Source organism: Enterobacter sp. kpr-6, assembly GCF_900116015.1.
Taxonomy (GTDB): domain Bacteria; phylum Pseudomonadota; class Gammaproteobacteria; order Enterobacterales; family Enterobacteriaceae; genus Enterobacter_D.
Genome location: NZ_FOYH01000002.1, coordinates 560,962 through 575,326 on the forward strand (window position 1 = coordinate 560,962; position 14,365 = coordinate 575,326).

Annotated in this window: 15 protein-coding genes; 4 read left to right on the forward strand and 11 right to left on the reverse strand. The window is 58.8% G+C overall.

Features of this window, described 5'->3' with window-relative positions:
• Positions 1-2: 2 nt before the first annotated feature.
• From BM373_RS07375 to BM373_RS07425, 11 genes are all read right to left on the reverse strand, one after another.
• Complete coding sequence (locus BM373_RS07375) at positions 3-743, reverse strand: C40 family peptidase (RefSeq protein WP_090460778.1); 741 nt, start codon at positions 741-743, stop codon at positions 3-5.
• A gap of 6 nt (positions 744-749) precedes the next feature.
• A complete protein-coding gene (gene lafU, locus BM373_RS07380) occupies positions 750-1,712 on the reverse strand; it encodes a putative lateral flagellar export/assembly protein LafU (protein ID WP_090460779.1) in 963 nt (320 codons plus the stop codon).
• On the reverse strand, positions 1,712-2,578 hold the full coding sequence (motA, locus tag BM373_RS07385; protein WP_090460780.1) for a flagellar motor stator protein MotA: 867 nt from the start codon (positions 2,576-2,578) through the stop codon (positions 1,712-1,714). Before motA ends, lafU begins: the two co-directional genes overlap by 1 nt.
• A gap of 48 nt (positions 2,579-2,626) precedes the next feature.
• Positions 2,627-3,349, reverse strand: a complete 723-nt coding sequence (locus BM373_RS07390; RefSeq protein ID WP_256214589.1) for a FliA/WhiG family RNA polymerase sigma factor — start codon at positions 3,347-3,349, stop codon at positions 2,627-2,629.
• 27 nt (positions 3,350-3,376) lie between these two features.
• The gene (gene fliL, locus BM373_RS07395) at positions 3,377-3,835 is read right to left on the reverse strand and encodes a flagellar basal body-associated FliL family protein (RefSeq protein WP_256214590.1); all 459 of its coding nucleotides are present in this window, start codon (positions 3,833-3,835) and stop codon (positions 3,377-3,379) included.
• Positions 3,836-3,852: 17 nt separating this feature from the next.
• Positions 3,853-4,920, reverse strand: coding sequence for a flagellar hook-length control protein FliK (locus tag BM373_RS07400; protein WP_090460782.1), 1,068 nt, complete (start codon positions 4,918-4,920; stop codon positions 3,853-3,855).
• The gene (locus BM373_RS07405) at positions 4,917-5,234 is read right to left on the reverse strand and encodes a flagellar protein FliT (protein ID WP_177220127.1); all 318 of its coding nucleotides are present in this window, start codon (positions 5,232-5,234) and stop codon (positions 4,917-4,919) included. The genes BM373_RS07400 and BM373_RS07405 overlap by 4 nt, the downstream gene beginning before the upstream one ends.
• 3 nt (positions 5,235-5,237) lie before the next feature.
• Positions 5,238-5,630 (reverse strand): flagellar export chaperone FliS, encoded by a 393-nt coding sequence (gene fliS / locus BM373_RS07410; RefSeq protein ID WP_090460783.1) that lies wholly within the window; start codon positions 5,628-5,630, stop codon positions 5,238-5,240.
• A gap of 29 nt (positions 5,631-5,659) precedes the next feature.
• On the reverse strand, positions 5,660-6,988 hold the full coding sequence (fliD, locus tag BM373_RS07415) for a flagellar filament capping protein FliD (RefSeq protein WP_090460784.1): 1,329 nt from the start codon (positions 6,986-6,988) through the stop codon (positions 5,660-5,662).
• Between the two features lie 335 nt (positions 6,989-7,323).
• Entirely contained in the window at positions 7,324-8,211 is an 888-nt protein-coding gene (gene lafA / locus BM373_RS07420) for a lateral flagellin LafA (protein ID WP_090460785.1), read from the reverse strand.
• Positions 8,212-8,324: 113 nt separating this feature from the next.
• Entirely contained in the window at positions 8,325-9,275 is a 951-nt protein-coding gene (locus BM373_RS07425) for a sugar-binding transcriptional regulator (protein ID WP_090460786.1), read from the reverse strand.
• A gap of 313 nt (positions 9,276-9,588) precedes the next feature.
• On the opposite strand from BM373_RS07425, the gene BM373_RS07430 reads away from it, so the two are divergent.
• Genes BM373_RS07430 through BM373_RS07445 form a run of 4 tightly spaced genes read left to right on the forward strand, consistent with a single transcriptional unit; the run spans position 9,589 to position 14,330 of the window.
• The gene (locus tag BM373_RS07430; protein WP_090460787.1) at positions 9,589-10,419 is read left to right on the forward strand and encodes a transketolase; all 831 of its coding nucleotides are present in this window, start codon (positions 9,589-9,591) and stop codon (positions 10,417-10,419) included.
• Entirely contained in the window at positions 10,412-11,359 is a 948-nt protein-coding gene (locus tag BM373_RS07435; RefSeq protein WP_090460788.1) for a transketolase family protein, read from the forward strand. The genes BM373_RS07430 and BM373_RS07435 overlap by 8 nt, the downstream gene beginning before the upstream one ends.
• 33 nt (positions 11,360-11,392) lie before the next feature.
• The gene (locus BM373_RS07440) at positions 11,393-12,811 is read left to right on the forward strand and encodes an L-fucose/L-arabinose isomerase family protein (protein WP_090460789.1); all 1,419 of its coding nucleotides are present in this window, start codon (positions 11,393-11,395) and stop codon (positions 12,809-12,811) included.
• Positions 12,812-12,827: 16 nt separating this feature from the next.
• On the forward strand, positions 12,828-14,330 hold the full coding sequence (locus BM373_RS07445; protein ID WP_090460790.1) for an FGGY family carbohydrate kinase: 1,503 nt from the start codon (positions 12,828-12,830) through the stop codon (positions 14,328-14,330).
• The last annotated feature ends 35 nt before the right edge of the window (positions 14,331-14,365 follow it).

Genomic DNA, 14,365 nt, shown 5'->3' on the forward strand with positions numbered 1-14,365 from the left:
AATTACAACACCGTATTATCCATAATTATCCTTCTCCCCCCCAGGTAGTGCTGTTGCCAGAACTCATCGTCGAGATAGCTTATCTGGATGCGTTCGCCGGTGCGCGGGGCCTGGATAAAGCGTCCGTTGCCGAGGTACACGCCCATATGATCGGCTTTGCCGTGGGAGTGGATCTGGAAGAACAGCAGATCGCCACGGCGCAGGTCGTTGTCTGCGACATGGCGGGCGCGGCGGTAACGGAACATCTCATCGGCGGTGCGCGGGAGTTTCGCCGCCAGCTGGCTGTTAAAGGCGTAATAAACCAGCCCGCTGCAATCAAACCCCTCCTCCGGCGATTCACCGCCCCACACGTACGGTTTACCGAGCTGGCGCTGTAAGTTGCGCATGATTTTCTCGGTCACCGACTGCACATGATCGTTGTTCACCAGTCCCGTGCCGTCCTGCAAATGGTGTGAGGTCATGCGGTATGGCGAGACAAACCACTCCGGGTGCTGTTCCAGGAAGTTCCGGTTTTGCGCCCGCAGTTGCGCTTTAGCATGCGCGTCACCGCGCACAATTGGCGTCGTGTGGTGGCTGGTGCGGGCCTTAGCCAGCAGCAGGCGGTTGTGCATACGCTGTTTTGCGCCGTAACTGTGCGATTTTTTCGGGGCAGATTTAGTCGTGTGGCCCGTCGCGCTGACGGGCAGAGACATGATGCTGGCGGACGCGAGAAGCGCCGTCGCCAGCCAGGATTTAACATGCATAATGGCTTACTTGTCGGTGCGCCGGGTCAGGGATTGATCCAGCTTGCGGGCGATGGGCTGCACGATTTTTTCGCCCTGCGCGCCAAAGAACTGATACAGCGTGTCCGACGCCGACCGGGTTAAGACCATGATCTCAATGCGGCGGTTATCGGCGCTTTCCGGGTGGTTCTGGTCGATCAGCATCTGATCGGCCATCGCGCTGACCTGCATCACTTTATCCATCGGCATCCCCGCCTGCTCCATCACGCGTCGCGCCGACAGCGCCCGGTCACCGGAGAGGTTCCAGTTGTTATAGGCCTGGCTTTTATACTGCATGGCGTCGGTGTGGCCGGTGATGATGATTTTATTGTCCAGCGAATCAAAAATCGGCGTCAGTTCGGTTAACAGCGATCGGAAAAACGGCATGATCCGCGCGCTGCCGCGCTCAAACATGCTGCGGTTCTGGTTGTCTTTAATCAGAATGCGCAGGCCCTGCGGGACGATCTCCATCTCCAGGTTGCTTTCCATGTGCGCTTTCAGCGCGATGTCGTTAATGCTGGTCGCCAGCTCGCCCAGTTCGCGGGCCGATTTCTGCTTTAACAGCGCCATTTTTTGGGTGGTATCGAGCGCTTTCTTCGCGCTCTCTTCGTCAACCATTGCCGGGGCGGTTTTCACCGTTTCCTGGGCCGTCGCCGGGCTGGTGCGCGGGCTGCTTTTGGTGGTCAGTTTTTTCCCCAGATGATTGAGCGGGGCCATGCCGCCGCCGCTGAACACCGAGTGGCCGTGCAGCGCCGCGACGATGGTTTCACGGTCGGATTTGCTCACGCTGTTAACGATCCACAGCGTCATAAACAGCGCCATCATCGCGAGGGTGAAATCCGCAAAAGCGACTTTCCATGCCCCGCCGTGATGCCCGCCGTGATTCTTTTTGATTTGCCGGCGAATGATGGTGGTGTGTTTATTCCGATCGCGTCGGTTTGACGGTCTCATTAGTCTTCCTGCTCCAGCATCGCATTCACCCAGGCATCCAGATTGGCGAAGGTCGGTTTTGACGCCAGGTGCAGCAGCTTGCGTCCCGCATCCACTGCCAGCAGCGTCGGCTTACCGCCCGCCTGCGCCACCAGTACGGTGCGCACGCACTCCAGCAGCGAATGTTCGGCGCGCGCCTGTTGTTCCATGGCGTTAGCCAGCGGGTCCATAAAGCAGTAGCAGAAGAACACGCCGAGGAAGGTTCCCACCAACGCGGCCGCCACTTTCAGGCCGATCAGCGCAATCGATCCGTCGATGGACTGCATGGTGATGATGATCCCCAGCACCGCTGCGCAAATGCCAAAGCCCGGCATCGCTTCGGCGGTACGCTGGAGCGAGCGCGACGGGGCCATCAGTTCGCCTTCGATGGTTTCCAGTTCCTGATCGAGAATGCCTTCCAGCTCATGGGCATCGATTTTGCCCATCGCCATCAGGCGAAAGTTATCGGCAATAAACATCACCAGCCGTTTTTGTTTCAGCACCAGCGGGAATTTTTGAAAAATGGTGCTCTCTTCCGGCTGTTCAATATGCTGATCGAGGGTGCGCAACCCGCCGGTCTGGACGGTTTCCAGCAGTTCATACAGGCACATTAATAACTGGCGCTGGAATTCCGCTCCGAGGTTTTTCTTACTAATAACGCCTTTAATCTGGTGAACGATCTCTTTTAGTACGTGCATCGGGTTGCCAATAAACATCGCCCCCAGACCTGCGCCTAAAATAATCACGATTTCGGCGGGCTGCCAGATGGCAATAAGCTGCCCTCCCGCTTCAAAATAGCCACCAAATACACACCCTAATACCACAAGTAAACCAAATATCTTTTGCATAACACCCTCGACGAATCCGGCGACGGATCCCTGTTGACTGGAGAAAAATTAATTCAGTGAAAAATAGCCTTTGAGTTTTTCGGCGATTTTTTTATTTAGCTGGCAAATTCGGGCTTCAGTTAATCCCAATACCTGCGCGATCTCTTTAAAGTTCATATCCTGCTGATAATAGAGCGCGAGGATATGCTGCTCTTTTTCATTCAGCGTTTTAAGCGCCTTACTGAGCATATGGGCGGTGATCACCTGCTCATCCAGACGGCGACCCACCGGGCTCACGCCGCTGTGATCGTCACTGAGTAACTCATCGAGACTGGCCAGCGTGCTGGCCCCGTCCAGGGTCAGATATTCCTGGTAATCGTCTGCGGTGATGCCTTCGGCTTCCAGCTCACGCGGCGACGGCTCGCGCCCGAGCGTTTTACGCAGCGCACGAATGCGATCGTTAATCTGATGATGTTTTTGCCGGAGCTGGCGCGGCCGCCAGTCCAGGCTGCGGAGTTCATCAAGGATCGAGCCCCGGATACGGTGTACCGCGTAGCCGCCGAACCCCTCATCCGGCTTACCGTAGCGGCGGATCGCGCCCAGTAATCCCATGAGTGCGACCTGTTCCATATCCTGCTTGTCCATCACGCTTGTGCATTGCGGCGCGAGCTGGCGCACCACTTTGCGCACCAGCGGCAGATAGGCCTGTAAATAGTGGCTCTCCTCGGCGGGCGTCAGTGATGGCAGCGCCTGGAATTCCTGGAACGCCTGCATGTCATAGGCTACGTGCATCGTATTAATTCCGGTTCAGGGCGGGCATTACTGAAACACCACTTTTTTGACGAGAAGATCGGAATAAGGCGCGGGAATATCCCGGTTCTTAAGTTCGGCATTTAGCGAGGCAATCAGCATTTTTTTAATTTCGCTGATTTTCATTTGCCGGACATCTCCATATTTCATGTCCGATAAGGTGGAGACGACAATACTTTGATACAGCGGCTCGTCGGCAATAATCTCTTTCGACGCTTTTTCGTCTTCGGCGACCATGGCCAGTTCCACTAACATATAGCGATCTTCACTTCCGGCGTCGTGCAAGGTCACGATCGATTCCGGCAGCGAAACGAAAGCCTGATTTTCGTTATGCTCTTTCTTTTGCGGCGCGTTATTTCCCGGCGTGGCGGCACTCTTTTTATCCGCCTGCATATAATGAATAACGCCCCATGCCGCGCCGCCGCCAACGACCAGCGCAAGAGCGGCACTAAAAACGCCTGCAATCATAATTTTCTTCATTTTGCTCACACTTTAATTAAGACAGAATCGCTCTCGGTCGAGGATTCGGTTTCACCGGCAATATTTGCTGCGGTCTGGATCTGCTGCTCACGGGCCCGTTCCTGCTCGCGCCCCTGCTGCTGCGACTGGCCGTCAGGCGACACCTGCACCTCCACCTGCACGAAGTTTTGTTCGGTAAGCTGCGCGCGCAGGTTGTCACTGAGCGCGGTTAACGTCCGGCAGACATCCGCCTGCGACGCGCCGATGTGCACCGTCAGCTTGCCCGCGTCGAGGTGAATGGCGATTTCCAGCTTGCCGAGCGACGGCGGATCGAGACGAATGGTGGAGGTCTGCTCCCGCTGGCCGATCTGAAAATGAATGCTCTCTTTGAGCATGGCGGTCAGTTTTTCGCCCCAGTCGGCGTCGCGGGTATCGACGGTCATCACCTGTTCGGGTTGATTCACCGTCTGGATCTGCGCCTGCATCTTCGTCATCAGCGGCGTGCTGGCGAGCACCACCGGCGCGTGAGTGGGTTTATCTGCGGCGTGCAGACGGGTCGCCACTCGCGGCGCAGACGGCTCATGCCCTTGCGGGGCGCGCCTTTCCGGGGTCGCAGGCGCGATGGCGTGCAGATCCTGCGCCGTCATCTGAAGCTGTTTCGCCTGCTGAACGGGGGTAAGCTGCACGCGGTCATCCGGCGTGAGCGCGGTCAGCGCCGCCTGAAGCTGCGGCGGCAGACTTTCCGGCTGCACTGACTGTGCCCGTTCGGGCGTCGGCGCGACGTTTTGCATTTTGGCAAGCGAGGTCAACAGCGGCGCGGCGACCTGCCCGCGGGTCAAATGCGGCAGCGGCGCGGCGGCCTGCGCGGGCGGCGTTAACAACAGCGCCATCAGCATTTGCATCTGCGCGGTGTCGTCGCCGTTGGCCGGTTTTTCGTGAGCGCTCTGTTTCGCCCCCTGAACGCGGCTGCTGATGGCCTCCAGCGCCTGCTGCGGCAACGCGAACGGGCTGGCGGTGGCACCGTCCTGCGGCTGCACCGGCAACTCTTCAGTCAGGGCGGTCAGCGCGCCGGGCGTGATGGCGATTCTGTTCATGCTTGCTCCGAAACCAGGTTAACCATCGAGTAGGCCAGCTGGCCGTCGCGCTGCTGGCGGTGCTTTTCCATCCGCGCTTTTAGCCGCTCTGCGCGCACTTCACGGCGGGCGATGATCTCGCCCAGGCCCAAACGTAAAGTGGCTTTCATCGCATCAAGCTGGGCGGCGTTGCTCTGCGCCATCGCGTAATCGGCGTACAGCGCCATCAGCCGCTGATGCAGCGCGGGCAGTCGCCGCCAGCGCTGTTTATCCAGCGACTCATGCATGGCGGCGAGCAGGCCCGTCATCTGGTTTTCCAGTTCGGTGAGTTCCATCGCTTACCCCAGCTTTTCCGCCAGCCCTTCCCAGCCTTCGCGCAGGTTGGAAAGGATCAGCACCACTTCGTCGATTTTTTGCGTCGCCATCTGGCCGCTGGCCTCGTACAGCCGGTAGACGCAGTGGTCGTACAGTCGCGCGAGGTTCAGCACCACATCGCCGCCGTTTTCAAACTCCAGCGAACTGGTCAGCGCGTTTAGGATGTCGATGCATTTATTGATGCTCTGCGCCTTGCGCTCGAAGCGTTTGTGCTCGATGTGGCTTTTGGCGCGCTCCAGTTCGTCCATCAGTCCGGCGTAGAGCACCAGCACCAGATCCAGCGGTGAAGCGGATGCGGTGCGGGCGGCGAGATCCATCTCTTTGTATTGGGCGTACCCGTTGTCTTGTGCGTACATGGTGATTGTGTCCCTGGTTTTTCCCGCGATCAGGCGAACGCCGCCATACTCATTTTCATGCTGCTGATTTCGGTCAGCGTGGCGGTGTACTCTTCCAGATAGCGTTCATAAGATGAGTTGTAGATCTCGGTGAGATCCTCGATTTCGCCGGAGAGTTTTTCCTGCTGGTCAGCAAGGTTGTTCTGGCGCTGGGTGATGATCCCGTCGTTGCTGTCGAGGTAGGTTTCCAGAATGTCGTCAAGCTGCGCGGTCATGCTGTCGTCACCGACGAACAGCGCGGTCAGCCCGTCCGGGTTGTCTGCCATTGCCGCATCAAACTGTTCGGAGTCGATTTGCAGATGGCCGTCGGAATCCAGGGTGATGCCGTAATCGAGAATCGAAACGCCGCCGTACGTGGCGTGGGTAATGTCCTGGATCTGGCGCTCCAGCGAGGAAATCCCCGCATCACCGGCGAACGGCCCCGCCTTCGTTGCTTCGCCACCGCTGCTGGTTAACGCGTCGAGCGTATCCACCAGCGTGTTGTAGGCATCCACAAAGGTCTGCACGTTGGTTTCGGTGGCGGAGGTGTCGTTTTTCACCGTGAAGGTGACCGGACCGCTCGTCTCCGAGGTTTCGCTAAAAGTGAGGCTGACGCCGGGGATGATTTCGTCGAAGGTGTTCGAGCTACTGGTGATCTCCACGCCGTTCTCAGGCGAGGTGCCGAGGAAAATATCCGCATCCTGAGCGGTGGAGATATCCTGCCCGGCGGCGATGTCAGCCACCAGCGCGGAGCTGGGATCGACGCCGCTGGTCGAGACGCTAAAGCTGTTCGCCGCCCCGGTTTCGTCGGCGGTCAGCATCATGGTGGTGGCCCCGTTGGTGTGTACCAGCGTCGCCGTCACGCCCGGGTTATCGTCTGAATCGTTGATCGCGTCGCACAGCTCCTGCACGCTGACGTTACCGTCGGCATCGCCGTCTGCCTGCGCCAGATCGATATCCATCACGCTTTCGTTTTCGCCCTCGCCCATGGTGATGGTGAAGGTGCCGCTCGCCGGAATATCGCCGTCCTGGAAGTTGTAGGAGGTCTGCTGCGCCGTGGCCAAGGCCTGCACATAGAAGGTGTAAGTGCCTTCCATCGCCTGCGAGTTGGCGCTGATGGTCGCGGATTCATTGCTCGCCGTGGCGCTGTTAACGATTGGGCCTGCGGTGTCGCTGTTCAGCGCATCCACCGCCGACTGAAAATCGTTCAGCGCGGATTCCAGCGAGTCGAGCGCCGCGGTCTGCGTGTCGATATCATTCTGCTGGCGTTCCAGTTGCGTCGCCCTGGTTGAAATATCCATCAGGGCAAATTGTTTGGCGATTTGTTGCGGGTTGATCATGATCTGCTCCGTGTCAGGTTAAGCGTCTATAGCAAGCTGCGTGCCAGGTTTTTTATTGCTGCTTTTTCAGTTGGTTATAAAAAAGAGGAAGGGAAATTTCCGCGAAAAAGGAAGACGGTTTTCAGGGCTGCGGCAAAAAAATACCGCCCGGAAGCGGTAATGTTGGAAGGGGGGACCCTCACCCTAACCCTCTCCCTCAGGGAGAGGGGACTGTCCGAGTGCAGACTCAGGTTCACCCTATCCCTGAGGGAGAGAGGACTGCCCGAGTGCGTACTCAGGCCCGCCTTTCACCCTCTCCCTGAGGGAGAGGGCCGGGGTGAGGGTAAAACCACACCTTACTGCAGCAGGCTGGACACCATCCCGGACATACTGTTCGACTGCTTCAGCATGCTGATACTGGTCTGCATCAGCACCTGCTCTTTCGACATGTTGGACGCTTCCGCCGCGTAGTCGGTATCCATGATGTTACCGATCGCCACGTTGGTGTTGTCCTGCATGCTCTGGAGGTTTGCCGCGGTATCGTTCAGGCGGTTAATAGACGCACCCAGGGTGGACTGGATCTTGCCGATATCGGTCATCGCGCCCTGAATCGCGCTGATAGTCGCAGTGGCAGAGGCAGAAGACATCAGTTCCGTGCCGCTGGTACCCGCAGTGCCCGCCTGGTCGTCACTGAAGGCTGCGCTCAGGTCAGACAGATCGGACACCAGACCGGTCAGATCGGAAGAAATATTGACGGTCATCTGGTCAGTGGATTCGGAACCGACCTGGAAGGTCACGCCGGAGGTGCTGGAGAACAGACCTGACGGGCCGTTGAACAGGTTAGTGCCGCCGTACGTGGTATTTTGCAGCATGTCGGACATTTCCTGACCCAGTTCGTCGAACTCGGACTGCATCGCCGCACGGTCGTCATCGCTGTACGTGCCGTTGGCAGCCTGCGTGGAGAGGTCTTTCATACGACCCAGAATGTCGTTCATCTCGTCAAACATACCGTCGGCAGTTTGCAGCATCGCAGTGGCGTCGGAGATATTGCGCTGGGCAACGCTCATGCCGCTGGCCTGTGCGTTCAGACGGTTGGCAATCTGCTTGCCCGCCGCGTCGTCGGCTGAAGAGTTGATGCGGTTGCCGGTCGCCAGGCGTTCCATGGACTGGCTGAGGGAGGCGTTGCTGGTGTTGATGGCGTTCACTGCCGCCATAGAGGCGGCATTGGTATTAATCGATAACATGGTCCTGCTCCTTGAATGAATGAAGTCTCAGTCGAGATGCAGAACTAAAGCGACCCGCCGGCGGAAAAATTAAATGCCCGCAGACATTTTTTTCTTCCGCCCGTAAGGTCGCGTCATGCTTTGATTAATTCTCTGGCGGTGGGGTAGTCGGTGATTAATACGTCAATGTAATTGCCCTTGAGCGCGCCGAGAATAGCGTTACGTTTATCCAGCCCGCCCGCCAGCGCGATCACCTGCTTACAGGCGCGGATCTGCGAAAGCTCCATGCCAATCACCGGATCTTCATCGTCGGTCAGGACCGGCTCCCCCGCCGCATCGTAATAATGCAGGCAGATGTCCCCTACCGCACCGCGCGAAGAAAGCAGGGTTAACATCTCCTCGGTGTAGTAGTTGCCGGAGTTTTTCAGCAGTTGCGACGGCTCCAGTTCGCCAATGCCGACAATCGCCACGTCCACTTCTTCAAACTTCGCCACTACCGCCGCCACGTCCGGGCTGTTGACCAGGCGCGCGCGCTCCTCCACCGAATGTTCGATACTCTGGGAGGGCAGCAGCCAGGCCGGGCAGCCGAGGTGTGCGGCAAGCTGTTGGGTGAGAATGGTCGCCTGCACGTTTCCGTTGGGGCCGACGCCACCGAGCAGTTGAATCACGCCCGCCGCACGGATATTCTGCGGGTGCATTTCATCAACCATCGCGCGGATGGTGCTGCTCCAGGAGGAGATCCCGACTAAATCTTCCGGGCGCAGGCGCGTTTCCACATAGTGCGCCGCCGCGCTGCCGATGGCGTGTTTGATCGCCGCAACGGTCGGCTCCTCGCCCACATCGACGACAATCGCCTGGCGGATGCCGTACTGTTGCTCCAGCGCTTTTTCCAGCGAGACGAAAATATTGGTCGGCTGGACGACGGTAATTTTAACTAAGCCCTCTTTCTGGCAGCGCGTCAGCGCCCGCGAGACGAACGACTGCGAGAGGTGCAGCAGCGAGGCAATCTCCGACTGCTTTTTGTTTTCGCTGTAATAGAGTGTGGCGATCCTGACCAGTAAGCGCTGCTCATCCTGTTTAGACATACTTTTCCCCTTGATTCGGCTTTCAGTATTTTTATTCAAGGCTGAATAAATAACAAGCACACGAACGATCCGCTTTCAGCAATGAGTGTGATCCTTTTCTCATGTCAAAAAATTGCCCGCACAAAGCGTAGACAAACCCGAAAAGCAAGCATATCTTTAACCATGAATAATAAATCAGTAGTGAATATTTATTCTGAGTAAGCGAAAACCCACCAGGATTGTCACTCTCCCCGGTCAGTTTCCCGCTCAGGCGTAAGCTCACAGGCTACTGGAATATTTATTCACACCAGATTAAACATTCAAGAGGTACTTTATGAATCCGTTTTCGCTCTCTGTTATTGAGCTTGAAAAGAAGGCACGCGCGGTACGCCGTCGCATCATCGTGCTGAACGCCGAAAGCCCGGCAGGCGGGCATACGGGCGCTGATTTATCCCAGGTCGAGCTGCTCACCGCGCTCTACTTCCGCATTCTTAACTGCTCGCCGGATCTTATTGATAGCGACGAGCGCGACATTTACATCCAGTCGAAAGGCCACGCGGTGGGCGGTTATTACTGCGTGCTGGCGGAAGCCGGGTTTATCCCCGTCGAGTGGCTCTCCACCTATCAACATGCCGATTCGCACCTGCCCGGCCACCCGGTTAAACACAAAACGCCGGGGATTGAACTCAACACCGGCGCGCTGGGGCATGGTCTGCCGGTCGCGGTGGGCATTGCGCTGGCGGCCAAACGCAGCAACAGCAAACGCCGCGTCTTTGTGGTGACCGGCGACGGCGAACTGGCGGAAGGCAGCAACTGGGAAGCGGCGCTGGTCGCGGCCCATTACCAGCTCGACAACCTGATCATTATTAACGACAAAAACAGCCTGCAACTGGCCGGGCCAACCAAAGAGATCATGAACACCGATCCGCTGGATGAGAAATGGCGCGCCTTCGGTATGCAGGTCACCGAATGCAAAGGCAACGACATGGCCGACGTGGTGAGCACCCTCGAAGGGCTGACGCCTGCCGGTAAACCGCATGTGGTGATTGCGTACACCGCCAAAGGCGCGGGCGTCTCCTTTATTCAGGGGCGACCGGAGTGGCATCACCGGGTACCGAAAGGTGAAGAAATTGAACTGGCGCTGGAGGAATTAAAAGATGAGTAACAGCGAACACCTCGCCACGGTAATGGTGAATGCGTTTATTGACGCGGTCGATCGCGGCGTGGATCTGGTGCCGGTAGTGGCAGATTCCACCTCAACCGCCAAAATCTCGCCGTTTGTGAAGAAATTCCCTGGCCGGCTGGTGAATGTCGGCATCGCTGAACAGACGCTGGTGGGCACCGCGGCGGGCCTGGCCATTGGCGGCAAAATCGCCGTCACCTGTAACGCCGCGCCGTTTTTGATCTCCCGCGCCAACGAGCAGATCAAAGTCGATATTTGCTACAACAACACCAACGTCAAGCTGTTCGGCCTCAACGCCGGGGCGAGTTACGGCCCACTGGCCAGCACCCATCACAGCATCGACGACATCTCCGTGCTGCGCGGCTTCGGCAACATTGAAATCTACGCCCCCTCCTGCCCGGTTGAGTGTCGGCAGATCATTGATTACGCGCTGGAACATATTGGCCCGGTGTATATCCGACTCGACGGGAAAAACCTGCCGGAGCTGCACGACGACAGCTACCAGTTTGCCCCCGGCAACATCGATATTCTGCGCGAAGGCAGTGATATCGCGCTGGTGGCGATGGGATCGACGGTGCACGAAATTGTCGATGCTGCCACACAACTGGCGGATGCCGGTATTAGCGCTTCGGTTATCAGTGTACCGTCTATTCGTCCCTGTAATACGTCACAGCTTTTAGACGCCCTCAAATCGTGCAAAGCGGTGGTCAGCGTCGAAGAACACAACGTCAACGGCGGCGTAGGCAGCCTGGTGGCGGAAGTGCTGGCGGAAGCCGGATGCGCTATCCCGCTGCGCCGTCTGGGAATTGCCGACGGGCAGTACGCCATCGCCGCCGACCGCGCCTCAACCCGCGCGCGCCATGAAATTGACGCCGCCGGGGTGGTGAAAAACGCCACCGCGCTTCTTAACGCAAAACAATAAAAACAGACTGAACTTCTTACTGGAGATAAACCAATGTCCCGAATTCCTCAGCAACTGACCATGGGCGTCATCATCGGTAACCGGGGATTTTTCCCCAGCTATCTGGTCGCCGAAGCGCGCGAGCAGGCCGTCGCGCTGTTTGACCGCCTGGGCATTAATACCGTGATGCTCAACGACACCCAGACCGAACTGGGCGGCGTGGAAACGCGCCAGGACGCGAAAGTGTGCGCCGAACTGTTCCGCGCTCACCGCGATGCGATCCACGGCGTCGTGGTGCTGCTGCCCAACTTTGGCGATGAAAAAGCGGTGGCGGAAACCCTGCGTCTTTCCGGGCTGAACGTGCCGGTGCTGGTGCAGGCGCAAGAGGATAATCTGGACAAAATGGGGCTGGCGACCCGCCGCGACAGCTTCTGCGGCAAAATCTCCCTGTGCAACAACCTGCGCCAGTACGGTATTCCCTTCACCCTCACCACCCAGCACGTCTGCGATCTGGGCGGCGAGGTCTTTGAAAAAGATCTCAGACGCTTCGAGCAGATCTGCCGCGTGGTGAGCAGTATGCGCGGCGTGCGTGTGGGGGCGATTGGTGCGCGCCCGGCGGGCTTTAATACCGTGCGCTACAGCGAAAAATTACTCGAACGTTTAGGCATCGCCGTCGAAACGCTGGATCTCTCTGAAGTCTTTACCCGCATCAAAACGCTCCGCGATGACGACATTCGCGTCGATGAAAAGCGCCGGATATTGATCGACAACGCCGACGCCAGCGGCATCCCGCCGGAAAAACTGGTGACGATGGCGAAACTGTTTGTGGTGATCAGCGAATGGGTGATCGCCAACGACATCGACACCACCGCCATCCAGTGCTGGACCTCATTGCAGGAAAACCTCGGCATTAACGTCTGTTCGATCATGAGCGTGATGTCCGGCAACCTGATGCCGAGCGCCTGCGAAGTGGATGTGATGGGCGCGCTCTCCATGTACGCACTCGCCAGCAGCAACATGAGCCCGGCCTCCATCGCCGACTGGAACAACAACTTCGGCGACGAACGCGACAAATGCGTGCTGTTCCACTGCGGTAACTTCGCCGCTGAAAGCCTCGAAAATCCGCACATGGGCACCGCCGACATCATCGGCACCACCGTCGGCAAAGAGAACACCTGCGGCGCGGTACATGGTCGCCTGAAATCGGGCGATCTGACCTACTTCCGCCTGAGCACCGACGATCTGACCGGGGAAATCAAAGCCTACGTCGGCCAGGGTCAGTCGGTGGACGATCCGCTCGACACCGTGGGCTGCCGCGCGGTGATCCAGGTCCCGCACCTGGAAAACCTGCTCAACTGGATCTGCCGTAACGGTTTTGAACACCACGTGGCGATGAACCATTCTGCCAGCGCAGACGTGCTGGAAGAAGCGTTCAACCGCTATCTCGGCGTTCACACCTACCTGCACCGCTAAGCGCCGGAGGCACACCGTGTCGGCTGAGAAAGAGATCATTATCGCGCTCGACGAGGGCACGACCAACGCCAAAGCCGTGGCGATTGACGGTAACGGACAGGTGGTGGCGAAGTTTTCCCACCCGCTGTCGATCCAGACGCCGCGCGAAGGCTGGGTGGAACAGCCCGCCACGCTGCTGCTGGAAGCCACGCTTGCGGTGCTCGCACAGGCGATTGCCGCAGTAGGCAGTGACCGCGTGGCGGCGCTGGCCATCAGCAATCAGCGGGAAACCGCCGTCGGCTGGTATCGCGCCAGCGGAAAGCCCGTTGGCCCGGCGATCACCTGGCAGTGCTCGCGCACCGCTGATTTTTGCCAGACCCTGCGCGAGCAGGGGCACGAGGCGCAGATCAAAGCCGTGACCGGGCTGCCCGTCGCACCGCTGTTTTCCGCCTCGAAAATGCGCTGGCTGTTGCAGTCGATCCCTAACGGCGAGTCGCTCGCCGCCCAGGGTGAGATTTGCCTCGGCACGGTGGACAGCTGGCTGCTGTGGCACCTGACCCAGGGCGAGGCGTTTTGCTGCGATCATTCCAACGCCTCGCGCACGCAACTGTTAAACGTGGCGCGCGGCGAGTGGGACGACGAGATGCTGGCGCTGTTTGGCATACCCCGCGCGGCGCTGCCGGAAATCCGTCCCTCCAGCGGGCTTTTTGGCGTCACGCGCGGGCTGGCGGGCATTCCCGATGATCTTCCGATCATGGCGATGATTGGCGATTCCCACGCCGCGCTGTTTGCCCACGGTTTAGGGGCGGCGGGCTGCGTGAAAGCCACTTACGGCACCGGTTCGTCGGTGATGGCCCCGGTGAGTTCCGCCCAGTGCGACGTGAAAGCGCTGGCGACCACCGTGGCCTGGCACGACGGCGAGCGGCTGGTTTACGGGCTGGAGGGCAATATTCCGCACACCGGTGACGCGGTGGCGTGGATGGCCGACAGCACGGGACTGAGTGAACTGCCCGCCGCCGATTTAGCCCAGGCGTTAAGCCAGCTTCCCGCCTCAGTAGACTCGACCCTGGGCGTCTATTTTGTCCCGGCACTCACCGGCCTCGGCGCGCCCTGGTGGGATGAAAACGCCCGCGGGTTGATCCACGGGTTAAGCCGGGGTGTGACGCGCGCGCACCTGATCCGCGCGGCGCTGGAATCCATCACCTATCAGATTGCCGATGTGGTGGTGGCGATGCGCCAGCAGGGGGATTTCTCGCTAAAAGCGCTGATGGTGGACGGCGGCCCGACGAAAAACGACTGGCTGATGCAATACCAGGCCGACCTGCTCGGCTGCCCGGTGCTGCGCAGCGACGTGGCGGAGCTGTCTGCGATGGGTGCCGCGCTACTGGCCCGCAAAGCGCTGCTGGGCCTGGAATGCACGGAACTGCGGCAGTATCTGCCGGAGCACGTGACGTTTACGCCCGACATGGCGCGCCACGGGCGACTGCAAAAACGCTGGCACGAATGGCAGCACGCGGTAGGGCTGGCGCGGGGACATTAGTTTTAAGTCAGGTACACCCACCCTCACCCTAACCC